The organism is Sphingobacterium bambusae (assembly GCF_033955345.1).
Classification (GTDB): Bacteria; Bacteroidota; Bacteroidia; order Sphingobacteriales; family Sphingobacteriaceae; genus Sphingobacterium; species Sphingobacterium bambusae.
In genome coordinates this window covers 1,640,050-1,664,084 of sequence record NZ_CP138332.1, presented here as the reverse complement: position 1 = coordinate 1,664,084, position 24,035 = coordinate 1,640,050, and the positions used below count along the sequence as shown (strand labels likewise).

Sequence of the window (24,035 nt, the reverse complement as noted above, 5' to 3'; positions counted from 1 at the left end):
AATAACATGATAGAGGTAAGACCAGATGAAGTTTCGGCAATTCTAAGAGAGCAATTGTCAGGCTTTAAATCAGAAGCCGAACTCGAGGAAGTGGGTACCGTACTTACTGTGGGTGACGGTATTGCTCGTATTTACGGCTTAACTAAAGTTCAGTCCGGTGAGTTGGTTGAATTTGATAACGGATTAGAAGGTATCGTTCTTAACTTGGAAGAAGACAACGCAGGTGTTGTACTTTTAGGTCCTTCTGATGAAATTAAAGAAGGTGATACCGTAAAACGTACAAAACGTATTGCATCTATTAAAGTAGGTGAAGGTATGTTGGGTCGTGTAGTAAACACACTAGGTCAGCCTATCGATGGTAAAGGACCGATTGCAGGTGAAACGTATGAAATGCCTATTGAGCGTAAAGCGCCAGGCGTTATCTACCGTCAGCCAGTAACGGAGCCTTTGCAAACAGGTATCAAGGCGATCGATGCGATGATTCCGGTTGGCCGTGGTCAACGTGAGTTGGTTATCGGTGACCGTCAAACAGGTAAAACTGCTGTTTGTATCGATACCATCTTAAATCAAAAAGAGTTTTACGATGCAGGCCAGCCTGTGTTCTGTATATATGTTGCAGTAGGTCAGAAAAACTCTACAGTAGCAAATATTGTTCGCGTTTTAGAGGAAAAGGGCGCAATGGCCTATACGGTAGTTGTTGCTGCTTCTGCTGCTGATCCTGCTCCATTACAATTCTACGCGCCAATGTCAGGTGCTGCAATCGGTGAATTTTTCCGTGATACAGGTCGTCCTGCGTTGATCGTATATGATGATTTGTCGAAACAAGCCGTGGCGTATCGCGAGGTGTCGTTGTTGTTGCGTCGCCCACCGGGACGTGAAGCATATCCAGGTGACGTATTCTATTTGCACTCCCGTTTATTGGAGCGTGCTGCAAAAATTAATGCGTCAGATGAGATCGCTCGTAATATGAACGACCTTCCTGATTCCATTAAGCATTTGGTAAAAGGTGGCGGTTCTTTAACTGCACTTCCTATTATTGAAACACAAGCTGGTGACGTTTCTGCGTATATCCCGACTAACGTAATCTCCATCACTGATGGTCAGATTTTCTTGGAGTCTAACTTGTTCAACGCTGGTATCCGTCCCGCGATTAACGTGGGTATCTCCGTATCACGTGTGGGTGGTAACGCACAGATCAAGTCGATGAAGAAAGTTGCTGGTACATTGAAATTGGATCAGGCACAGTTCCGCGAGTTGGAAGCTTTTGCGAAATTCGGTTCAGATCTTGATGCTGCGACAAAAGCGGTATTGGATAAAGGTATCCGTAACGTAGAGATTTTAAAGCAAGGACAATACTCTCCAGTATCGGTAGAAAAGCAAGTTGCTATCATTTACGCTGGTACTAAAGGTTTGTTCCGTTCTGTTCCGGTAAAAAATGTTCGTCAGTTTGAGGAAGAGTATTTAACGCAGTTAGAGCAACGTCATCCTGAAGTATTGGCTAGCTTAAAAGCGGGTAAATTCACGGATGAGTTGACCGATGTGTTAGAGAAAGTCGCTAAAGATTTAGCAGCAAAATATTAATCAGATGCGGGTATAGCGTATTGCGTATCGAGATACTCAATGCACACTACTCCATACTCAATCTACGGCTAGTATATGGCAAATTTAAAAGAAGTAAGAAACCGGATTAGCTCGGTAACCTCCACGCAGCAGATCACAAAAGCCATGAAAATGGTTGCTGCAGCGAAATTGAAGCGTGCGACAAATGCTATAGTACAGTTACGGCCTTATGCCAATAAGCTAAGAGATATTTTGGCGCAAGTTTCTGCTTCTGTTGAAGGCAATGACTCTCCCTATACGCAGGATCGTATTCCGACAAAGGTATTGGTGATCGTGTTAACGTCCAACAGAGGATTGGCAGGTGCATTTAATGCAAATGCTATAAAAACGGCCAACAACTTGATCTTTAGCAAGTATGCTGAACAGCACGCACGCGGGAATTTAAGTATCATTGCCATAGGTAAACGCGGACACGATTTTTTTCAAAAACGCGGATTCCAAGTGATTGGCAATTACAATGATTTGTACAGTGATCTGAACTTCCAAAATGTCTCGCAAGTCACCACATACGTGATGGACGAGTTTAAAGCAGGTAATATTGATCGCGTAGAAATTGTATATAATGAGTTCCGTAATGCTGCAGTTCAAATTATGACAGCAGAACAATTGTTGCCACTACTGCCATCGGAAGAATCGGTTGCAGATAAAGCAACAAGCGAGATTGACTATATCATTGAGCCTTCTAAAGAGAAGATCATTGAAGAGTTGATTCCGAAGGCGATAAAAACGCAGCTTTTCAAAGCAGTTTTGGATTCCAATGCTTCCGAGCATGGTGCGCGTATGACAGCGATGGATAAAGCTACAGAGAATGCAGGCGATTTATTGAAGTCCTTGAAACTTTCGTACAATCAGGCGCGTCAAGCGGCGATTACAACGGAGTTGACAGAGATTGTCTCTGGAGCTGCTGCATTGTCTAACGGCTAAAATTAAATTTATTTTTATAAGGTTGAGAGGCCGCGCATCATTACGATGTGCGGCCTCTCTTTTTCGTGACAAACTGTCTCCGCGATCAATAATCTCCCTCAAGCGTTGTTTCCTAAGCATGCGTGCTTTTTCTCTTCGATTTTAGCATGACTTTCGTCGCGTGATTTCTAGCTTACGTTCGAGTGTTCGTAAAATTTATTTCGTTGTTTTCTTTTTTGTGCGATGTTTGTTTTATCTTTAAGCATCAATTATAATGAATTATGATAATCAAGACGTTACTTCTCCTAGTAATGGCCTTTCGATTATCTGCTCAACAGTTTTCTCCTGCACCCTTTTTAGGTGCTGGCGGTGCCAGTGTAGCGCAGGACGGAATCTTTGCATTGCAAGATAATCCCGCAGGTCTTACTTCACTAAAGCGACTAGCTGCAGGCAGCGCTTTTCAACAACATTTTGTCGGAACGGATATCGCCAGCCAAGCTTTTTATTTGGCGATTCCAGTTTTTTCTGGCTCTTGGTTAGGTTTCACGGTTACAAACTATGGCGTTTTTGAGTTGAGTAGCCTTATGCGATCTGGCGCATCTTTCGTGCGCTCTTTTGGTCATTTTTCTGCTTCTGTCGGCGTCAACTATCATCAGTTTGCTGTACATTCTTATCAAAGTGAGCGACAGTTTAGTGGCGACTTGGGCTTTCAGTTCCGCGGAATAGACCATCTAAGCTTAGGCCTCTTTTGGCGAAACATTGCGCAAGCAAAATTTTCCACGTTAGTGGATCAACGTATTGTCCAAGAGGTAGGAGTCGGTGCTTTAGCGCAGGTCACGAGTCAACTTGAGGCAGTAGTCGATGTGTGGCGCGAGCATCCCGAAACGTGGCGGTATCGTTCCGGTTTGATATATCGTTTCTCCGAGCAGTTTTGTCTACGAGGCGGCTTTGCTTCCTCCCCGTTCCAGTATACCGGCGGTGTAGGCTTTATGAAGGGTAAATGGGCATTTGATTTGGCATCGGCTTTCCATGTTACGCTTGGATCGTCGCCTCAATTAGCGTTGTCTTATGCGTTTTAGTCGTATACTTATCGGAATTTGGGCAAGCCTGTTGTGTACAACTGTCGCTATAGCACAGGTTGATCTTTCTACGGATTTGGAAGAGGCAATTGTCGAACAATTGTTGGAAGGGCTGGATCAATCGGTCGACATTAGCGAATTTACAGAGACACTACGACATTATCTGCGCTGCCCCATAGATCTTAATAAATCTGATGGAAAAGATTTTGCACATCTATTGTTTTTAAGCCCGGTGCAGATAGCTAGCATTTTAGGACATCGACTGAAAGCCGGAAATTTTCTCTCCGTACTGGAGTTGCAATCCGTAGAGGGACTGGATTTGACAACAGTAGAAAAGCTAATCCCGTTCGTCGTCGTTCATCCGTCAGGTCCGTTGCAAAGTGGCGGTTTACAGGAGGCTCTCAGTAAAGTCGATCAGGATTTGATTTTTCGATACGCTCGAATATTGCAACGACAGACAGGCTATGCAATTACTGATACGACACGTTCGCGTTACCTCGGGGATGCTAATAGGTATACAGTGCGGTATAGGTTACGTGTAGGCGATCATATTCGTGTAGCGATTAATATGGAAAAAGATGCCGGCGAGCCATTTTTTAAGGAACAACAGCGTTGGGGCTTTGATCATTACGGCGTAAGTCTTAACCTAAGGGGAAGTGGATTTTTAAAGGAGTTGATTGTTGGCGATTATGCCATGCAGGTAGGACAGGGATTGGTTTTATGGAATGGGCTAAGTTTTGGCAAAGGTCCTATGATCACAACTACGGCTCGAAGTGCTGTGGATCTACGTAGTTATACTTCCATGAATGAATATAATTTTCTGCGGGGCATTGCAGGTAAATTGCAATGGCATGCCCTGTCGTTCGTTCCCTTTGTATCTTGGCGTAAGCTTTCAGGCAATCGCGTCCAAACGGCGGATGGTATGGAGATTCATTCGTTGTCGGTATCTGGATTGCATCGTACGCCCAATGAACTACGTAACAGGCGCCAGATTGATCATCTGACGACGGGCATGAATGTATCCTATGAACGAGCACGGCTGCGGTTTGGCGCTCTAGCGTTGTACAGTCAGTATAACGGGACAATTATACCTTCGTCTGCAATACGCGATATCAATCGCTTTAGGGGACAATCAAGTTTTCATACCACGGCAAATTACCAAATGAGCTTTCGCAATGTCTATCTGTTTGGTGAGTTTGCTTATCAGGTTAATGGCACATGGGCCACGATAAATGGCCTGATTGCGAGTCTTACGCCAACGCTTTCTATATTTGCGAATTACCGCAATTATCAACCGGCCTATTATGCACCTTTCAGTCAAGCATTGGGCGAAGGAAGTACCGTCGCGAACGAACGAGCCGTGTATGCGGGTGTGACGTACCAGTTAGCTAGAAAGTTAACATGGGTCGCTTACGCAGATCTTGTTCGATTTCCATGGTTACGGTTTCGTACGGACGCACCCAGTATCGCCGTGGATCTCTTTTCTCAAGCAACCTACCAGTGGTATAAGAAAGGCGACATTGGCTTGCGTTATAGATATCGGATGCGGCAGGAGAACGCAAATACAGATGCAGCGGAGCGTTATTTGGCCGATGTAGGAAGGCATCAAATAAGGCTGAACTTTCAAACAAGCTATCAAAAGTTTGGGAAGTTCGATCCCGAAGTGAATTGGTTTCTTTCGATAAGGAGCAACGACGGGACATCGGTATGCTCTTTTACCAAGATCTATTTTGGACACGACCAAAAGGGCGATTACAGGCTAATGCAAGGGTGGCTTATTTTACAACAGATTCCTTCGATGCACGCTTGTATGCTTTTGAAAATGATGTGCTGTATGCCAATTCCTTTCCTTTATACAATGGGAAGGGATGGCGATCTTACTGTAACATGCGTTACAAGATAGGTCGGCATACTGACGTTTGGGCACGTTATAGCATTAGCCGCTATTTTGATGCGGAAACCGTAGGAACGGGGCTTGACCAAAGCAGTGGGCCTTATCGATCCGAAGTGAAAATCCAAATGCGTTACCAATGGTAGTAGCGCTAGCAGTCCAGGAAGTGCTACGGAGAACGCCTTATGCTCGCGTGTTTTTTTTGTTCTCATTGGGGATTTTATTGGGACTTTACATCGAGTTCTCGAATATAGCACTGTGTGCGATAAGCTCGTTTGCCATTATCGCTAGCATCGCTTTGCTCTTTTTACAGATTTTTCTAAAATCCCTCAGCAGTCGTTTGTCTTCTGTGTTCGTTTATCCATGTTTCGTTTTATTGGGACTTCTTTCATTGGCCTATCGACTTCCTGTTCATCAGTCGTCGCCTTTGGATGGACAGGCCACACAACTACTAATCGGTATAGTTGCCGACGAACCCGTCGTTCGGGAAAAGACAATAAGATTTCCCGTAGATATTATTCAAGGACAATTTGATAAAGATCGTTTCGCTGTTTCGGGCTCGGTCATGGTCAGTGTCGCACGCACAGAAGCTGGGAATCCTTTTAAGTATGGAGATAAAGTGGCTATGGTAAATAGATTTCAGCAGATACCAACTGCATATAATCCCCTTCAGTTCGACTATCGGCGCTATTGCGCCAATAGAAATATCTATCATCAGGCATTTCTTCAGCAAAGGGAGTGCCTGATCTTGGAACGTGAACAAGGGAACTGGGTCGTTGGCGAAGCACTCAAGTTGCGGCATAAATTGAAAACCAAGTTTGGGGAAGTTGTGCTTGATGAAGAATCATTAAGTGTGTGTGCTGCCCTGATCTTTGGGCATCGAAGTGATTTTAGTGGTGAGTTGTTACAAACTTTTTCTGAAACCGGCACCATCCATGTATTGAGCGTATCTGGAATGCATGTTAGCCTTGTTTTCTTTCTGCTTAACGTGTCGCTATCTGGATTGAAAAGATATAGATATGGTCGTTTTTTTAGGTGTGTATCCATGCTACTGGCGATATGGGCTTATGTCATCCTGACCGGGATGGCTCCATCCATATTACGGGCAGGGATGATGATTTCGTTTTTGCTAATTGCCGATGTGGCAAAGCGAAATTATGGCAATCTGAATGCATTGTTTGCTTCCGCATTTTTTCTGTTGCTTTTTGATCCTTTCTTACTATTTGACGTAGGTTTCCAGTTGTCCTATGCTGCTGTATTTGGACTGTTTACCTTGTATCCGCTGTTACGTTCACTAGTTCGTGTTCAATGGTTGCCCCTTCGGCTATGCTTGGAGCTTATTTGGGTCTCCATAGCTGCTCAACTGTTTACGGCACCATTTGCATTATACTATTTCCACCAGTTTCCGACGTACTTTTTACTGGGAAATCTGCTCATCGCTATTCCTTCTACCTTGCTCATGTACCTCGGTATATTGCTGGCGATTTCACCCTTTGTAACGTTAAACCTATTTTTAGGTAAATGTCTGACATTCCTGTGCTTTGCAATGCTGAAAGGTCTTCACTTGATTCAGGCTATGCCCATTTCTGTGATACATGGTATTCATTTACGTAAAGTCGATTTACTACTTTCGGTGGCTCTATTGTTTATGCTGTTGTGGGTTTGGTATGGCCTTAAGAAGTCCGCGCTATTTGTATTGCTTTCTTGTGCTTTTGTGCTGAGCGTTAGCAGAGCGATACAACGCTTGCAGTATCAAGATTTTCAAGGTATAAAAATGTACAATGTGCAACGCGAAATCGCTATTGCTGTCATTGACGCCGGACGCGTCGCCTTGATTTCTACCTTGGACAGCCTGGATCACCCAAGGATAAAACACGCACTCTGGACTGATTTATCCATCTACGCGGATAAATCGAATATAAGCTTTCACAAAATTGATGTATCTGCCGGCAAAGTAAGCTTAATAGAAACACCTTTCGGTCGGCTTGCATTGGTGCATCAATTTTATGAACCTTTGTTCTTGGAAGATACCTCTTGGATCTTAGTCCGCAATGCCAAAGTCACTGATAGTACCACATTTCGCGTAATTAATCCTCAAGAAGCTGTTATATTTGACGGGACGAATGATGCGGCGACGATTTCATCAATGATCCACACGGCCTCGTTCGCCCATTTGCAATATTATATTTTGAAGGATAATTTTGCCTATGTTTGGCAGAAGCTCGATTAGACACATGGAAAACAAAAGTTTAGCGCTGTTAAAGCAGTACTGGGGATATGAAGCATTCCGACCTTTGCAAAGCGAGATAATTGCTTGCGTGCTGCAGGGACGCGATACGCTGGCATTGCTACCAACTGGCGGTGGTAAATCAATTTGTTTTCAAGTGCCCGCACTCCAATTGGCGGGCATCTGTATAGTTATCAGTCCGCTTATTGCATTGATGAAAGACCAAGTTCAGAACTTGCGCAAAAAGGGGATAGACGCGGTGGCTATTTTTTCGGGTATGTCACCTCGAGAGGTAGATATTGCTTTGGACAATTGTATCTACGGGCGTATTAAGTTTCTGTATTTGTCCCCCGAGCGACTCTATAGTGATTTGGTGAAGGAGCGTATCCGTTACATGAAAGTGAGTCTTTTTGCCATCGATGAAGCCCATTGTATATCGCAATGGGGATATGATTTCCGTCCTCCTTATTTGCAACTTTCTGCGTTAAGGCAGCTCCATCCTACGGTGCCTTTTTTAGCACTCACCGCGACAGCCACCCCAGCTGTTGTACAAGACATACAGGATAAACTGACCTTTGTGGGTGGAGAAGTTTTTCAGATGAGTTTTCGTCGTGAAAATCTAGGATACATGGCCTTGGCAGAAGACGACAAGATGGGGCGCATGCTGCGCATGATTCATAAGCTGGGTGGTTCGGGTGTGATCTATGTCCGTAATAGACGCGAAACACAAGAGGTGGCGCAATATCTGATAAACCATGGTGTCTCAGCAGATTTCTATCACGCTGGCCTTGACGCGCAAACACGTTCGCTTAAACAGGATGGGTGGATGGATAATAAAGTACGCATTATTGTTGCTACGAATGCTTTTGGAATGGGCATCGATAAGCCCGATGTTCGTTTTGTGCTGCATTTAGATATCCCGGATTCGTTGGAAGCTTATTACCAAGAAGCCGGTAGGGCTGGTCGGGATGGGAAAAAAGCATTTCCGGTGTTGATGTACCAACAGGCCGACCGCGATAAACTTTGGGAAAACTTTGAAGCCAGCTATCCGCCCATTAGTTTTATTCAGCAAGTATACCATCATTTAGGTAATTATTTTCAGATTGCTTACGGTGCTGGAAGAGGTGCTTTCTTTGATTTCGATATCGTAGATTTTTGTAAACGATACCTGCTTGATATTTTACCAACCATGAGCGCGCTTAAATTTTTAGAACGAGATGGTTGGCTCAGTGTATCGGAAGCGGTATTTATTCCATCTCGATTTAAATTCGAAATTGATTACCAGGAGCTTTATAAATTTCAGGTACAGTCCGCAAAATATGACCCCCTGATAAAGCTTGTATTACGGACATACGGTGGCGTGTTTGAATACTATGTGCCTGTCAATGAATATGACTTCGCAAAAAAGCTGAAAACATCCTACAGCAATGTGGTAGAGATGTTTCAGGGTTTACAAAAAATGCAGTTGGCAAGCTACCTATCTAAAACGGATGCACCGCAACTGGAATTTTTACAGGCTAGGGTAGATTATAAAAACCTGTTTATTGATGCGGCCTTCATTCAAGAGCGAAGAGCGATAAAGGAAACCCAACTTAAAGCGATTTATGCCTACTTGGATACTACCGACTGCCGGAGCAAAGCCCTTCAACTATACTTTGGTGAACAAGATAATACGTATTGTGGCGTGTGCGACCTCTGCTTGATGCGTCTGCATAAAAAAGACCTCGAAGACAGTTTGCGACAGGAAATCAAGACCTTGCTGTTGGTGGAAAGTAAAACCATCAAGCAACTGGTTGATGAGTTATCTATTGGGAATGACGAATCGAAAGTGAAGGTTGTACGTGAACTGTTGGATGAGGAATCTATTCTCTTGAAAAATGGTCTATACAGTTGGAATACAGGTTTTTGAAAAGATTGTTCCGATAGGGTGGAGTAGTAGGGTATCATTATTTGACAAAACGATGAAAAAGTTCAAAAAGTAAAATTTTGATCAAGGTTAAAGTCTTGTTAATTTTGTGTTATCATTTAAATCCTCCCTGTTATGGCAAAAAAATTATATGTTTCGAACTCTACGGAGTCAACTCGGATGTTCAAAAATGATTTTTTAGAGTCTTTAACAAAAATCCACTATAGTATTCCATTGATTTTTTGGATTCCTGTTATTTGTTATTTAATCTATCGATCATTGGCTATCGGCGAGATGGAAGTCGAAGACGTTGTGCTGTACTTCTTCTTTGGGTTAGCCTTTTGGACATTGGCAGAGTATGTACTGCATCGTTGGGTGTTTCATTTTCATCCAAAATCTGCATGGGGGCAGCGCATCCACTTTATTTTCCATGGTGTGCACCACGATTATCCCAAAGATCGTTTACGGCTGGTGATGCCTCTTTCCGCTAGTATACCGATGGCTGCATTTATCTATTTTATTTTTAGTTTCTTCTTTGAAGAATTTACGTTGGCCTCTTTTTTCGCGGGCTTCCTGATTGGATACCTCATTTACGACGAATGCCATTATGCGATGCATCATGCCAATTTCAAATCGGGTATTTTCAAGAAAATTAAGGATCATCACATGTTGCATCATTACTCGGATCCCGAGCGCGGCTTCGGGGTGAGTTCATCCCTGTGGGACCTCATATTCAATTCAGGCTTTGGTAAGAAAAATGGAAAGAAACTTTAAGTGATCGCTTTCTAGATTGTTTAATTTTCTTCTGGACGTCTGGAACGTCCAGAAGAAAATGATGATTAACTAGCTTCTTCAAGCATAACTTTTTGTTCGCCTCTTCGTTACCAACGAATCAATGCAGATCCCCAGGTGAACCCTGCGCCGAAAGCAGCAAGGCAAACTAAGTCTCCATCCTTTATTTTGCCTTGTTCCCAAGCTTCGCACAACGCGATTGGAACGGAAGCAGCTGTTGTGTTACCGTATTTTTGTATGTTGTTAAACACTTGTTCGTCTTTCAGTCCCAACGTTTTTTGAACATATTGCGATATACGCAAGTTGGCTTGGTGCGGGACAAGCATATCGATATCACCAGCCTGAAGATTATTTTTAGCCAGGGCTTCATGGATCACCTCCGGAAATTTAACTACCGCTTTTTTGAAGACAGCTTGGCCATCCATGTAGGGAAAGGCGGTGCCATCTTCCAACATGTCGCTAGTCATCAACATGCCGCCCAGTTCTTGATCCGGCCAAGTAGGTTTATTTTCCAGCCATTTACCGCCTGAAGCCCCGGGATAGTACATCGCTAACTTTTCGGCCTCCTCACCATCGGCATGCAGGTGTGTGCTTAGTATACCTTTCCCTTCTTCTGTTGTGGGTTGTAGCACCACGGCGCCCGCACCATCTCCAAAAATGACCGACACTGCGCGTCCACGAGTGGAATAGTCGAGTGCAAAGGAATGTTTCTCCGATCCTACAACCAATATATTTTTATACATGCCCGTCTTGATGAACTGATCGGCTATAGATAGTGCATACACAAATCCAGAACACTGGTTGCGGATATCCAAAGCGCCAATTTCTTTCATGCCCATCTCTCGCTGCAACAAGACACCACAGCCTGGGAAGTAATAATCAGGAGATAGGGTCGCAAAAATGATAAAATCAATTTCTTCCGCACTTGTTCCCGCACGCTCAATAGCTACCTTCGCCGCTTCAACGCCCATTGTTGTCGTCGTTTCTTCAAGTCTGTCAGCATAGCGACGTTCCTTGATACCTGTGCGTTCCTGTATCCATTCATCACTTGTCTCCATAAATCGGGTGAGATCGTTGTTGCTGTATACGTTCTTGGGCACATAATAGCCGATGCCCGCTATTTTCGACTGAAACATAGTTTATATCCATTTGATTAGTTGGTAAAAGTACGTCATTTTTTAAAAAATAACTACTTTTGTATTATGAGTGTACAAACCGAACAAGAGACCTTTACGCTTGATGAAATCTTGGCAGCTGTTAAGACCTCCAACCGCCTGATCCTTTGGAACGATGAGATTAATACCTTTGACCACGTAATAGCCTGTCTGATTAAACATTTACAATATACCGAACCACAAGCCGAACAGATCGCTTGGAAAGTACACAATGAAGGTAAGTGTGCGGTGCTGGAAGGGTCATATACGGAGATGGAGGTTTACCGAAAAATTTTAAAATCGGAAGGACTTACAGTATCCGTAGAGTAAAACCACTAGCGTAATAATACAGTTACGATAGAACTATAGCAGCTTTTATTTTGTTTTTTTGTGAAAATGTTTGTTTTCACAATGATATCAACTAAAAACGTTAAAGTACTTTTATTCTTTATTTTTTCACCTTTTCTGCTCCTTGCCCAAAAAGGAAAAATAGAAGCCGTCGTCATCGATGCAGAAACCAATGAGCCCATTATCGGGGCAAGTGCATCCCTGTTGCGTCAGGTTGACAAGCAGTATGTGCTAGGTGCACAAAGCGATGTGCAGGGGAATCTTCGATTTGGCGAAGTTAATTTCGGAACCTATGCGCTGCGTATAACCTACGTAGGTAAACAAGATATCATTCGCGATAATATTCAGGTAAACAGTGTCGATCCGCTCAATTTAGGCAAGATTTTGTTGACCGGTGACGGCAAAGTGATTCAGGAGGTTGTCGTTGAGGGACGTGCGCCGGAGATGCGCCTAGGCATCGATCGGAAAGTATTTGATGTTTCACAAAGCTTAGTCAGTGTAGGTGGATCGGCAACAGATCTATTGCAGAATGTTCCCACCTTGCAGGTGGATATGGATGGAGCAGTCTCGCTGCGTGGATCCAGCAGTGTAAAGATTCTTATCGACGGACGCGAGTCTGCCTTGGCAGGAAGTGATGTGAATGCATTGTTGCAATCGCTGCCGGCGAATGCCATCGATAAAGTAGAAATTATTACGAACCCTTCTTCAAAATATGATGCAGAGGGTCAATCCGGCATCATTAACATCGTACTGAAAAAGAACATCAGCACCGGACTTAATGGTACGGCCACGGCTTCTGCGGGATCATACAATAACTACATGGCTGGCGTGACGCTTAATTTCCGAGATAAGAAGTTCAACTATTATGGTAACTACAACTTTAATAGACGGAATATGGTTGGGTCTGGCGCAAGAAACAATTTGTATCTTAACAACGACAGTCGGATAGATAATACTGAGGAAACATCTCGACGTGGGATCAACAATACGGTGAAGTTGGGTGCGGATTACTTTTTGAATGATAAAACGACCATCGGCTTGTCTACCAACCTAAGCGTCCGCGATAACGATCGCGATGCCGATTTGATCTATCGCTACCTTAACCATCCCTCGCTATCAGGCACGAGCACGCGTCTGTCGCGACAAACCGAAAGTGATCTAGGCTACGAATTCAATTTAGACGTTATCCGTAAATTTGATCGAGAGGGTGCAGAACTTGTTGCTAATTTTAACTATGGTAGGGATACTGAAGATGGTGTAAACAGCTTCACGCAGACCTACAGCTCGGGTTCACCTACCGATGGAAGGATTAATGAAACCAGCGAGGATGGTAAGATGATGAACATTCAGCTGGATTATGTGCTACCTTTCAATGAGGATAGTAAGTTCGAAGCAGGTTACCGAAGCCTAATCCGTAAGTCATTCGATACGCAGTTTTCAGATACCCTGAACACGCTTAATAATCAATATTTTCCTGATTACTCGATCAGTAACGATTTTGATATGACCAATGCCGTGCACGCTTTGTATGTGAATTATCAAAATAAATTGTCCAAAAAGATTGGCTATCAGGTAGGCCTTCGTGCAGAGCAGGTGGATCTGACTACGCGCTATTTCGCGAAGGATCCCGACCTTTCTGCGGCAGAGCAGGTTGTCGATGGAGGGCAGAACTATTTCCGTCTGTATCCAACGGTGTTTTTAACTTATGATGTCAACGATAAAGGAGATAAGGTGCAGCTCAGCTACTCACGTCGCGTGCAACGTCCACGTGGATGGCAGGTGAATCCATTTCCAGATGTATCCGATGAGATGAACAGACGCCAAGGTAATCCAAATCTATTGCCAGAGGATATTCATTCTTTCGAGGCTAGCTTTGCCAAGACATACAGCAAGTGGAATTTCATTTCTACAGCCTACTATCGACGTATGAATGACGTGATGCAGCCCTACATTTATTTGGTGGATGAAAACAGCGTGACCTTTAGCCGTTGGGAGAATTTAACAAGTTCCAATGTCGCTGGTATCGAGTTGATCACCAAGGTTAATATCACCAACTGGTGGGATGCAACATGGAACGGAAACCTGTTCTATAATAAGTTTGAAGGCAATGCGGATTTCGATATACAAGAACAAGAGGGCGTTAACTGGAATGCCAACTTGAACTCGAACGTGAAATTGCCTAAAAATTGGGCTTTTCAGCTTCGTGGTGACTATTTCGCTCCACGGGTGATGGCACAAGGAAAAACAAAGTACATGACGGGCGTCGATGTCGCCGTAAAGAAGGAGTTTATGAATAAACGTGCCAATCTTTCGCTCAATGTTCGCGATCTATTTAATACCCGTCGATTCGGTGCGCAGACCGTCACACCACAGATTGTTACCGATTTTGAACACCGTTGGATGAAGCGGATGGTTACCCTTTCGTTTTCCTATCGTTTTGGCTTGCAAGATCTGACGAAGAAACGTGAGCAAAAGGAAAATGGAGAGTCGGGTGATGATATGGGCGGAGGTTTTTAAGGAGATTTTTATTACCTTTAATCAGCAACTAAACTTATGCATTTTAATATGAAGAGAAATTTTATGTATGTGATAGGAGCGGCCATGCTTGTAACAAGTATGTCTTGCAATGCACAGCAGGCAAAAAAAGCTGCGTCGAACGTCCCTCAGTATGAGATTCTAAACCTACCGAAGGTGGATCTGAAAAGTTTTAAAAAGGACGCGAATGGCGCGTATATTATCTTTGATGGAACATCCCTGAATGGCTGGCGAGGATATAATAAGGAGAAGGTTCCCGCGAAATGGTCTATTGAAGATGGTATGTTGAAATTCTCCAAGAACCCGGCTGGAGTGACGAATCCTGATGGTGGCGATTTGATTTTCGCACATGATTTTAAGAATTTCGAGCTGGAGTTTGAATGGAAAATTTCAAATTCCGGAAATTCCGGTGTATTCGTTTTAGCGAAAGAAGTTAAGGATCAACCGATTTATATTTCTAGCCCAGAATACCAATTGTTGGATAATGATAACCATCCCGATGCTAAAATGGGGGTTGATGGAAACAGAAAATCAGGTTCTCTGTATGACATGATTCCCGCAAAACCGCAAAATGGTAATCCAGCAGGACAATGGAATAAGGCTAAGATTGTGGTCAATAAAGGCAAAGTTACCCATTATCAAAATGATGTAAAGGTAGTCGAGTATAGCCTATGGACAAGCGATTGGACAACCTTGTTACAGGCCAGTAAGTTTAGCGAAGCGAAGTGGCCATTGGCGTTTGAATTGTTGAACAATGTTGGTGGCAAGACCAAGTCTGGCGTCATCGGATTTCAAGACCATGGCGATGATGTTTGGTTGAAGAACATTAAAGTGAAGGTTCTTTAAAATAGTTAAACGAAGTAAGAAATTAGTTTGAGGTCGAGAGAAATTTCGACCTTTTTTTATGTGCCTGTGACCCGTCTACTCTCCCTCAAATTGAATCTTCAGAAATTTTAAAACTCCTTTTACGTTGACAACCTTTTAAATGTCATTGTATAAAGGGTAACGGTTGCTGGGGAAATTTTATAATTTGGTTTAACGTTTGCAGGTTTACTTTAGTGGTTTTTTGTTGATTAAATTGTTTCTTACGATTGTTTGTATGGTGTTTTGATTAAGAATTGAATGTTATTTTTTTAAATATCATTAATTCATGTAATAATTTAATAGTGAGTTTCGTTATGTATTAATATTCGGTTAATTTTTCGCTTTATTGCGACAGGTGTAACTTTTGGTTAGAGTAATCTCTTTCAAATGTTATATAGATCAATTTAAGGTAGCAGCAGCGATAATTTCTGAAAAGAATGGCTTACTCTTTTAAACTTAATACATATGAGATTATCAAATTTTCAACTACTGCTCACGGTGACCATCGGTTTGTTTTCATTGGTCTCTTGTCAAAAACAAACAGAAAAAGATGAATCGATTTTAGCTTTGTCAACGAAGGCTCAAGCTTCTGTGTCGAATATTGGCGAAATCAAACTTCAAGAAGGCGTCCTTTTCTACCCGTCAAACGGCGAGTCAAATATTAATCCAAGCACCGTAGCCTTGGAAGTAGGTAATTACGATCAGCTTGTTTATGCGACAAGGTTAACGGAAGTGCAGCAACAAGGATTAGGTGCTACACTTGCGTTGCACCTAAACGTGTATGCAGGCACGGCTCAGACAGAGCCTTTCGGATATCTTTATTATTTTAAAACAGCGAAAGGAACTGCTACCCCGTCTGCCGAGAACGATCCAACGCTTACGGCTGCATATCGCGCGGGAAGAGTAGAGATGGCTCGTTATGTTCTTCCGTACTTATCGACACAATGGAACCAAAGTGGGCTTGTCAATATTACGACTAGCTCTCCGGTAGTACCTTATGAATTTGATATTAGTGCTTTCGCTTCGGCATTAAAAGATCAGGACTCTACAATATGGATAGCATCTAGCCAAGGTCAGCCCGGAAACAATTCCTACACCTATAAGACCGATCTAACTTTGGTGAGTTCAGGTAATACTGATTTAAACTCATGGCCGAAAGATAATTATACTTTGCCGATCGTTGGGTTCCTTAACATGGGCGGTACATTGACACAGACTAAATCCCTGACCCAATCGTTTACTGTTCCTGACGATATTGCAGATGTGAAATTTAGAGTGCTCTATACAGGGCCAGAAGGGTTTTACACGACGAACGTTTTAACACTTGACGGTCAGCAAATAGATTCGTATAGCACGAGGATGGTCTGTGTGCCGGAACAAAGGTATCAAGAACGAAATCCATCTGTTGCTAATGGAAGTGTACAGCCTGGTCTCTGGAACTATCCCACAAGAAATTATTGCCAAAGTGACACGGTGCCACCTCGTACAGCTTTCATGGCAAATATGTTGACACAAGGAACACATCAGCTACGGCTCGACATGACTCAGCATGTTGCCGGTATAGCTAACTATGGAGGGGCTATTGTTGTTTCCATTAGTTTGGTAGGTACACTTGCTAGAAATGAAACGCAATAATTTGGTGTTAGTAAATATAAAAAGCTTTCGATTATCTTTATAAATCGATTCTAAGAAGTTTTGAAAGCGGCTATTCTTTTTCGACTAAAAACATGCTTGCAGCTCTTTAAGATCGATAATCATATGTTTTATGTCTGTAGGTTGCTCTGCACCTACAGCGTTAAAGTATATGGCATCAATACCCACGTTTTGGGCACCACGTATGTCGGCATCCACATTATCTCCTATCATAACAGATGTATCGACCGAAGCGGCGCCATTTTCTAGTGCATAGTGGAATATGGCCGGATCAGGCTTGTTAACACCTACATTTTCTGAAATTACGATCGTTTGGAAGTAGGGCGATAATTTGCTGTTTTCGAGCTTCATTTCGCAAGCTTCCTTAAATCCATTTGATATAAGGTGTAACCTGTACTTGGAAGAGAGATAAGCTAAGGTTTCATGCGCATGCGGAAAAAGGTTCGTCTTTGTGGGACAGATAGCTAAGTACTCCTCCTCAAATGTCCAAGGAAACAATGTGGGTGACAGTCCCAATTGTGAAAAGGTATCTTCGAAGCGAGCCTTTCGCAAGGTGACTTTGTCTATCTTACCGTGGTGATAGAGATCCCATAGCCGATGGTTGTTGGCCGTATATGTTTCAATAAAGGAATCGGAGCTATCTACGCCAGTTAGTGCAGCGAATTTATACTTGAAATACAGGTCGTGTAATGTCTCGCGAGCATTTCTGTCGAAATCCCAGATGGTGTGGTCAAGGTCAAAGAAAATATCTTTTTTATCAAAAAACATGTACAAATATAGGAAAGGATTTTTCTTATTAGTGTCAAAAAAAGGCTAGCATTTCCATAGCCTGCAGCAAATGGTTACTTTTGTGCATATTGATTATACGCATATGAAGAGAGCCCTTGTTTTGTTTTATTTTCTGGTGTTTTATGCCGTTATGCAGTTGGGATGGTGGGGCTATCTGTTGGTGAGCTACGAGCCCGAACGCAGAGGCATGATTATCGGCGAGGGTATTTTCTTTTTGCTTATCTTTATTTGGGGAGCGATGCGGTTGAAAAAACTCTTTAGCCGCGAGCATAAGCAGCAGCAGCAGCAGCAGAATTTCCTGCTCTCGGTGACTCACGAGTTGAAGTCTCCGCTGGCATCGGTGAAATTGTATATACAGACGATTTTAAAAAGGGACTTGGAACGCGAACAACAAAAGATGTTTTTGACAAACTCCTTAAAGGATATTGAACGGCTCGACGATCTGGTCGAGAACGTCCTGTTGACTACCAAGTTGGAAAGTCGGAGTTTCAATTTACCGAAAGAGGATTTCAATTTTACAGAGGTGGTAAATATCGTGGTGGATAGGTTACAAAAGAACGCCTGCAGTTCGCAAGTAATCAAGCCCGATCTGCAGGAAGATATCGTAATTCATGCCGATAAATTTGCCATCACTAATGTGGTCAATAATCTTATCGAGAACGCGATCAAGTATTCGCCACCCTGTGCCAGCGTGATGGTGCAGCTGAAAAAGAATGAGCTCGGGAAATTGCAATTTTCGGTGGCCGATCATGGACAGGGTATTCCCGATGAAGAAAAAAAGAATATATTTAACAAGTTTTACCGCGTAGGGAACGAGTCTACACGTAAAACCAAAGGCACAGGTTTAGGGTTGTATATTGTGAAGACCGTATTGCAAAAACATAATGCCTCAATAAAAGTAAAGGATAACACTCCATCAGGGAGTATTTTTGAAGTAACATTTGACAACTATGCAAGCTAAACAGCGTATACTTTTGGTGGAAGATGAAGAGCATCTTTTGGAAGCAATCAAACTAAATCTGGAGTTAGAGGGCTATCGCGTGACCACCGCCACAGATGGTAAAAAGGCGTTGAAAATATTTAAGGAAGAGCGTTTTAACCTGATTGTGTTGGACGTGATGATTCCTGAGATTGATGGGTTTCAGGTAGCTGAGACTATTCGCCTTCAGAACACGGAGGTGCCTATTATGTTTTTGACAGCGAAGAACAGTAGCGAGGATCGCATTACCGGACTGAAAAAAGGTGCTGATGACTATCTCGTCAAACCATTCAATTTGGAAGAGCTGATCCTGCGCGTTGGAAATCTTATTCGTCGCGGCTTAAAGGCGGATGATTTGAAAGAATTCAACTCTTATACCATCGGCGATAAAACCATTTATTTCAATTCGTATGAGTTGCATCATGCTGATGGTAGCATCACATCGCTCACAAAAAAAGAAACCATGTTGCTGAAGCTACTCATCGAGCGTAAGAACGAGGCCGTTTCACGGGAGCAAATTTTGGAAACCGTTTGGAATTACGATGTGTATCCTTCGACGCGAACCATCGATAATTTTATCCTTACTTTCCGTAAATATTTCGAACCCGATCAGAAACATCCGGTTTTCTTCCATTCTATTCGTGGGGTAGGTTATAAATTTACGGACACACCAACCGTTTAATATTGATGAACACACGATCCAGAATGATTGTCATCGCTGTAGCGGTGGCATTTCTTCTTTATGCGCTGTACAGCCAGCACTACAATATTGCGGTTTATATCCTTGGTGGTGTCGGCTATGTTGTATGGAGCCATTTTCGGGAAGGAACGGTTTTTTTGGCAACGCAATCTTTTCATAAACAAGATTATGAAAAGACAGAGCGCTTACTTAACGAGATTAAAAACCCTGATCGCCTGCGTAAGGGAAGACGCAATTATTACGAATTTATGATGGGCAATATTCGGCTAAAGCAGGATCAGGTAGACGAGGCGGAATACCATTTTCAACTTGCCTCGCGCTTACCCTGGAAGCGGGATACCGAAAAAGGCTTTGTATTGATCAATTTGGCCAATATAAACTTGCGGAAAAAGAACTATGATAGGGTGCCGGTATACATCGATCTAGCGAAAAAGCTTAGGTTGACCGAACGGCAGCAAGGGATTATCCAGAAAATAGAAGTAGAACTAAATAAACATAGCTAAGTGAATCAAACTTTACAGAACGACCTATTGATCAAAGCGGCCTTGTCGCAGTTTACGGAACGTCCACCGGTATGGATGATGCGGCAGGCGGGCCGATTTATGCCTCAATATTGGGAGATAAAAAATAAGTACAGCTTTTTGGAGATGTGCAAAACGCCTGAAATTGCAGCAGATGTAACCATGCTTCCCGTGGATTTATTGGGTATTGACGCCGCCATACTGTTTTCCGATATATTGGTTACTGCAGAAGCAATGGGAGGCGACCTCTCGTTTGAGCAGGGCGTAGGTCCACTGTTCAGTAATCCCGTACGCTCAAAGGCCGATGCGGAAAATCTAAACGTAGACTGTTTGGATAAGCTACAATATGTAGCGGACGCCATCAAGGTGATTCAACAACGCTTAAACGGAAGTATACCGCTGATCGGTTTTGCCGGGGCACCTTTTACGATACTGAGCTATTTGGTGGAGGGAGGGTCATCCAAAGATTTTAAGCGTACGAAGCTGCTGTTGAACAACGATCCGCAGCTCGCACACTATATTCTGCAAAAGATTGCTGATGTAACCATCCAATATCTGAATATGCAGATCGATGCTGGTGTTAATGCGGTGCAGCTTTTTGATAGCTGGGCGTTGGCACTGTCGTGGAATGATTACCGTGATTTTTCACACTATTACAATAAATACATCTTGGCGAATATAAAGCGCTCGGTTCCCGTTATTTCCTTCTGTAAAGGATCTTCCGTTTTTGCTCCAATGATGGCCGAGGCCAATCCAGATGTTATTTCTGTCGATTGGAATGCCGATTTAAAGAATATTAAACAAGCTTTGCCACAAGGAATTGCTGTACAGGGAAATTTAGATCCTTTTGTTCTATACGCCGATAAAGCAGTAATCAAGGAAAAAATCCATCAATTGTTTGAACGAATGCGTGGTGAGAACGGTTTTATATTTAATCTTGGTCATGGTATCATGCCCGATATCCCGTTTGACAATGTGAAGTATGCCATTGACGTTGTAAAGGAATTTAGGTATTAAGAAGGGAAGGGGCGGTTAGATGTCCCTTCTATATAGTTTTTTCGACATGTTGTATTTGTACGCGAAATCGTTGCACATCATCTTCATGGTATGTTGGATGGCCGGCTTGTTTTATATGCCACGGCTGTTCATTTACCATACGGAGGCTAAACAAAAGCCTATGGCGGAGTATAAGGTGTTGCACGAGCAGTTTGTTCTGATGGAGCGGCGTCTGTGGTGGGTAATTACTACCCCAGCTATGTATATCATGCTCACATCTGCCATCACTATGCTTTATCTGTCGCCCGGCTTCCTTAGTCAGGGTTGGATGCATGTCAAGCTAGCATTTGTTGCGCTATTGCTATTTTACCACTTTAAATCGCAGCACATCATGAAGCAACTGGCTGAAGAGCGCTGCACTTGGAAGTCATCTCACTTACGTCTGTGGAATGAACTATCCACCGTGGTACTTTTTGCGATCGTGTTCTTGGTGATCTTTCGTTCGGCAGTGGATTGGTTGTATGGTGTTTTAGGGCTTGTCGGGCTTTCGGTGTTATTGATGATTTTGATTAAATTGTATAAGAAATATAGAAAATCGAAAGGTGAAAAAATAGATTAAAACGATTGAATTATGAGAAATATCAGTTTACTTTTTATCGCAGTGCTAAGCCTATCATCGTTGCTTACTAAAGCGCAAGATCATGCTTGGGCTTTTGGGTTTTATGGTGATGTGCAATTGGAATCTCCTTCCTATAATGGCGCCTTTGGTATTCAGGGGAAATATGATTTTGGAACGTACTCCGCTGTGCAAGGACAAGTTTACGGGCGTAATGGTTTTGTGGCAGCCGGTGCCGATTACCTCTTTTCGTTCTTGGATAAGGAAAAAAGCAATTTCAATGTCTTTCTTGGAGCGGGCTTAAGTCAAGATTTCTATCGCTTTAATGAAATTGATGGTGAGGTGGTGACACCAGAGGCGCGACGAAACTTTACTGTTTCCAATGCGCAGTTGGGGTTGAGTTATTATTTTCCAGATGCAAATATTTCCGTTTACGGAGGTTATAAAGTGAAGTATCATTTCGATTGGGAAGAATTTGAGCCCAATTTTGTGATGTTTGGTTTACGCTACCACCTCTGGTAGATGGTAGCATAATATATCTGTTATGGGCTAGGTACCATAACAGATATATTTTGTGGTCAGATATTCTTCTAAACCTTGTTTCGCGCCTTCGCGGCCCAGTCCTGATTGCTTTATTCCCCCAAATGGCGCAGAGGCGTTAGATACCATTCCTGTATTTATGCCAACCATCCCTGATTCAATCTTTTCTGCAACCCGTTGACACCGATATACATTCGACGAGTAGAAGTAAGCGGCTAAACCGAAGGGAGTATCGTTCGCTAGCGTGACGGCTTGTTCTTCGGTCTTAAACGAGAACAGCGCACAGACGGGACCGAAAGTTTCCTCCTTAGCGATAAGCGAATCGTAGGAGACGTTGGTTAGCACAGTGGGTTCAAAAAACAAGTCTTTTATGTTGTTTCCTCCGCAGGAAACGATGGCACCTTTCCCGATCGCGTCCGAAAGGTGTTCTTGCACCTTCTCTAAGCCAGCTCGGTTGATAAGTGGTCCTATTTGTATATTCTTCTTCATACCATCGCCTATACGTAGCTTCTTGACTTCATGTGTTAAGCGTTCTGCAAAACGTGCGTAGACGCCTTCTTGAATGTAGAAACGGTTGACGGCCACGCAAGTTTGGCCAGCATTTCTGAATTTGCCCGCAATAGCGCCTTGAACAGCTTTCTCTATATCTGCATCGTCGAACACAATGAAAGGGGCATTGCCGCCAAGTTCCATGGACAAACGCTTTACCGTTCCGGCGGCTTGCGCCATCAAGGTGCTGCCTACTGCGGTGGATCCGGTAAATGTTATCTTACGAACTGTTGGATTGCTCGCCAACTCTTTTCCTATGCCGCGGCTATCAGTGGAGGTGATCACCTGCAGGACACCTTTGGGTAGGCCTGCAAGTTCGGCGATTTTGGCTAGCGCTAAAGCCGAAAATGGTGTTTGGGAAGCTGGTTTTACAATGATAGTGCAGCCGGCGACCAATGCTGGAGCTACTTTGCGCGTAATCATGGCTAACGGGAAGTTCCACGGCGTGATGGCTGCTACAACACCCACGGACTGTTTTATTGTGCTCAACCGCATATCACCTTTCAAGGAGGGGATGGTTTCTCCGTAGGCACGTTTGCCTTCTTCGGAAAACCATTCCATAAAGGCGTTGGCATAATCCACTTCTGCTAAAGATTCTGTTAAGGGCTTTCCACATTCCTTAGTCATGATTTCAGCCAGTTCATCTTTGTGCTCGTTAATCAAATCAAAAATGCCTCTGACTACTTTGCAGCGCTCACCAATAGATGTTTCTTTCCAAAACTGCCATGTTTGTTCTGCCGCATCGATGGCTTTCTTGCAATCCGCAACCGTTAGATCCGGTACAGAACCGATCGTCTTACCGTTGGCCGGATTGACAACTGGAAACTTTTTTTTACCCGATACAAATTTGCCATTTATATAGGCCTTCTCTGTAAAAAACGATGTTTTCATGTGCTTAGTTTAATGTGTTAACAGGAGAAATGTTCCAAAAGTTTCCGTAAATCGTAGGACTGAGTAAATCTTTGTTCTCAGATACTTATTGATGTCAGTCTTCGATAGATCTCGCTAGCTTTAGTTACATACAGGTGGTTTAACCTTAAAGGACCAACATTCTCATCATGGATAGATGCAAACTCGTTACCAATGATGGTAATAATTTCTTTTGATCATGATGGGAAAGTGTTTCGGAGTGCTGACCAATTTTCCTGAAACCTCGTATGATTTATTTCTCGACTAAGATGCGAATAATAGGTGGGAAATGTCAAAAGTTTTAGCGATGGTAAACGAAAGATCTCTTTAATTTCTCGATTTTGACGCTAGGTTTGCGGCAAAGGAGGGTGTTGTCTAATCTCATTTAAAAACAAAAACCGACAAATTTTGCTTTTTTTGAGTCGGCTGTGACCATATCCGCATCAGCGGATCTCGCTACATTT

At 43.1% G+C, this 24,035-nt stretch carries 21 protein-coding genes; 18 read left to right on the top strand and 3 right to left on the bottom strand.

The genetic code is table 11. The features are described 5' to 3' along the window. The first annotated feature begins 6 nt into the window (after positions 1-6). The 8 genes from atpA to SCB77_RS07130 all read left to right on the top strand — a co-directional run bounded on the left by atpA (position 7) and on the right by SCB77_RS07130 (position 10,400). Positions 7-1,581, top strand: a complete 1,575-nt coding sequence (gene atpA, locus SCB77_RS07165) for a F0F1 ATP synthase subunit alpha (protein ID WP_320185751.1) — start codon at positions 7-9, stop codon at positions 1,579-1,581. 75 nt (positions 1,582-1,656) lie between these two features. After that, a complete protein-coding gene (gene atpG, locus SCB77_RS07160) occupies positions 1,657-2,544 on the top strand; it encodes an ATP synthase F1 subunit gamma (protein ID WP_320185750.1) in 888 nt (295 codons plus the stop codon). Between the two features lie 290 nt (positions 2,545-2,834). After that, entirely contained in the window at positions 2,835-3,602 is a 768-nt protein-coding gene (locus SCB77_RS07155; protein WP_320185749.1) for a DNA-binding protein, read from the top strand. Next, positions 3,592-5,505, top strand: a complete 1,914-nt coding sequence (locus SCB77_RS07150) for a ComEA family DNA-binding protein (protein WP_320185748.1) — start codon at positions 3,592-3,594, stop codon at positions 5,503-5,505. The genes SCB77_RS07155 and SCB77_RS07150 overlap by 11 nt, the downstream gene beginning before the upstream one ends. After that, complete coding sequence (locus tag SCB77_RS07145) at positions 5,490-5,639, top strand: hypothetical protein (RefSeq protein WP_320185747.1); 150 nt, start codon at positions 5,490-5,492, stop codon at positions 5,637-5,639. Before SCB77_RS07150 ends, SCB77_RS07145 begins: the two co-directional genes overlap by 16 nt. Then, positions 5,633-7,723 carry a ComEC/Rec2 family competence protein gene (locus SCB77_RS07140; protein WP_320185746.1) on the top strand — a complete coding sequence of 697 codons (2,091 nt, stop codon included), beginning with the start codon at positions 5,633-5,635 and terminating at the stop codon, positions 7,721-7,723. Before SCB77_RS07145 ends, SCB77_RS07140 begins: the two co-directional genes overlap by 7 nt. A gap of 4 nt (positions 7,724-7,727) precedes the next feature. Further along, a complete protein-coding gene (locus tag SCB77_RS07135) occupies positions 7,728-9,629 on the top strand; it encodes a RecQ family ATP-dependent DNA helicase (protein WP_320185745.1) in 1,902 nt (633 codons plus the stop codon). 132 nt (positions 9,630-9,761) lie between these two features. After that, a complete protein-coding gene (locus SCB77_RS07130; protein WP_320185744.1) occupies positions 9,762-10,400 on the top strand; it encodes a sterol desaturase family protein in 639 nt (212 codons plus the stop codon). A gap of 107 nt (positions 10,401-10,507) precedes the next feature. On the opposite strand, the gene SCB77_RS07125 is transcribed toward SCB77_RS07130, so the two are convergent. Beyond that, entirely contained in the window at positions 10,508-11,554 is a 1,047-nt protein-coding gene (locus tag SCB77_RS07125; RefSeq protein ID WP_320185743.1) for a 3-oxoacyl-ACP synthase III family protein, read from the bottom strand. Between the two features lie 66 nt (positions 11,555-11,620). On the opposite strand from SCB77_RS07125, the gene SCB77_RS07120 reads away from it, so the two are divergent. The 4 genes from SCB77_RS07120 to SCB77_RS07105 all read left to right on the top strand — a co-directional run bounded on the left by SCB77_RS07120 (position 11,621) and on the right by SCB77_RS07105 (position 16,954). Continuing rightward, complete coding sequence (locus SCB77_RS07120) at positions 11,621-11,902, top strand: ATP-dependent Clp protease adaptor ClpS (protein WP_320185742.1); 282 nt, start codon at positions 11,621-11,623, stop codon at positions 11,900-11,902. Positions 11,903-11,983: 81 nt separating this feature from the next. Continuing rightward, on the top strand, positions 11,984-14,437 hold the full coding sequence (locus SCB77_RS07115; RefSeq protein ID WP_320185741.1) for an outer membrane beta-barrel family protein: 2,454 nt from the start codon (positions 11,984-11,986) through the stop codon (positions 14,435-14,437). 48 nt (positions 14,438-14,485) lie between these two features. After that, the gene (locus SCB77_RS07110; RefSeq protein WP_320185740.1) at positions 14,486-15,301 is read left to right on the top strand and encodes a 3-keto-disaccharide hydrolase; all 816 of its coding nucleotides are present in this window, start codon (positions 14,486-14,488) and stop codon (positions 15,299-15,301) included. Positions 15,302-15,784: 483 nt separating this feature from the next. Continuing rightward, on the top strand, positions 15,785-16,954 hold the full coding sequence (locus SCB77_RS07105) for a peptide-N-glycosidase F-related protein (protein ID WP_320185739.1): 1,170 nt from the start codon (positions 15,785-15,787) through the stop codon (positions 16,952-16,954). Between the two features lie 84 nt (positions 16,955-17,038). Here the strand turns inward: SCB77_RS07105 and SCB77_RS07100 are convergent, their stop codons facing one another. Continuing rightward, positions 17,039-17,740 carry a YjjG family noncanonical pyrimidine nucleotidase gene (locus tag SCB77_RS07100; protein WP_320185738.1) on the bottom strand — a complete coding sequence of 234 codons (702 nt, stop codon included), beginning with the start codon at positions 17,738-17,740 and terminating at the stop codon, positions 17,039-17,041. A gap of 103 nt (positions 17,741-17,843) precedes the next feature. On the opposite strand from SCB77_RS07100, the gene SCB77_RS07095 reads away from it, so the two are divergent. Genes SCB77_RS07095 through SCB77_RS07070 form a run of 6 tightly spaced genes read left to right on the top strand, consistent with a single transcriptional unit; the run spans position 17,844 to position 22,095 of the window. Beyond that, positions 17,844-18,722: a sensor histidine kinase gene (locus SCB77_RS07095; RefSeq protein WP_320185737.1), complete on the top strand. Its 879-nt coding sequence runs from the start codon at positions 17,844-17,846 to the stop codon at positions 18,720-18,722. After that, the gene (locus SCB77_RS07090; protein WP_320185736.1) at positions 18,712-19,422 is read left to right on the top strand and encodes a response regulator transcription factor; all 711 of its coding nucleotides are present in this window, start codon (positions 18,712-18,714) and stop codon (positions 19,420-19,422) included. The genes SCB77_RS07095 and SCB77_RS07090 overlap by 11 nt, the downstream gene beginning before the upstream one ends. Positions 19,423-19,427: 5 nt before the next feature. Beyond that, a complete protein-coding gene (locus tag SCB77_RS07085) occupies positions 19,428-19,943 on the top strand; it encodes a hypothetical protein (RefSeq protein ID WP_320185735.1) in 516 nt (171 codons plus the stop codon). Continuing rightward, complete coding sequence (hemE, locus tag SCB77_RS07080) at positions 19,944-20,978, top strand: uroporphyrinogen decarboxylase (protein WP_320185734.1); 1,035 nt, start codon at positions 19,944-19,946, stop codon at positions 20,976-20,978. Positions 20,979-21,024: 46 nt separating this feature from the next. Continuing rightward, entirely contained in the window at positions 21,025-21,576 is a 552-nt protein-coding gene (locus SCB77_RS07075; RefSeq protein ID WP_320185733.1) for a CopD family protein, read from the top strand. 12 nt (positions 21,577-21,588) lie between these two features. Beyond that, a complete protein-coding gene (locus SCB77_RS07070) occupies positions 21,589-22,095 on the top strand; it encodes a hypothetical protein (RefSeq protein WP_320185732.1) in 507 nt (168 codons plus the stop codon). A 27-nt stretch (positions 22,096-22,122) separates the two neighbouring features. Here SCB77_RS07070 and SCB77_RS07065 read toward each other — a convergent pair whose 3' ends face one another. Continuing rightward, positions 22,123-23,553, bottom strand: coding sequence for an NAD-dependent succinate-semialdehyde dehydrogenase (locus tag SCB77_RS07065; RefSeq protein ID WP_320185731.1), 1,431 nt, complete (start codon positions 23,551-23,553; stop codon positions 22,123-22,125). Positions 23,554-24,035: the final 482 nt, after the last annotated feature.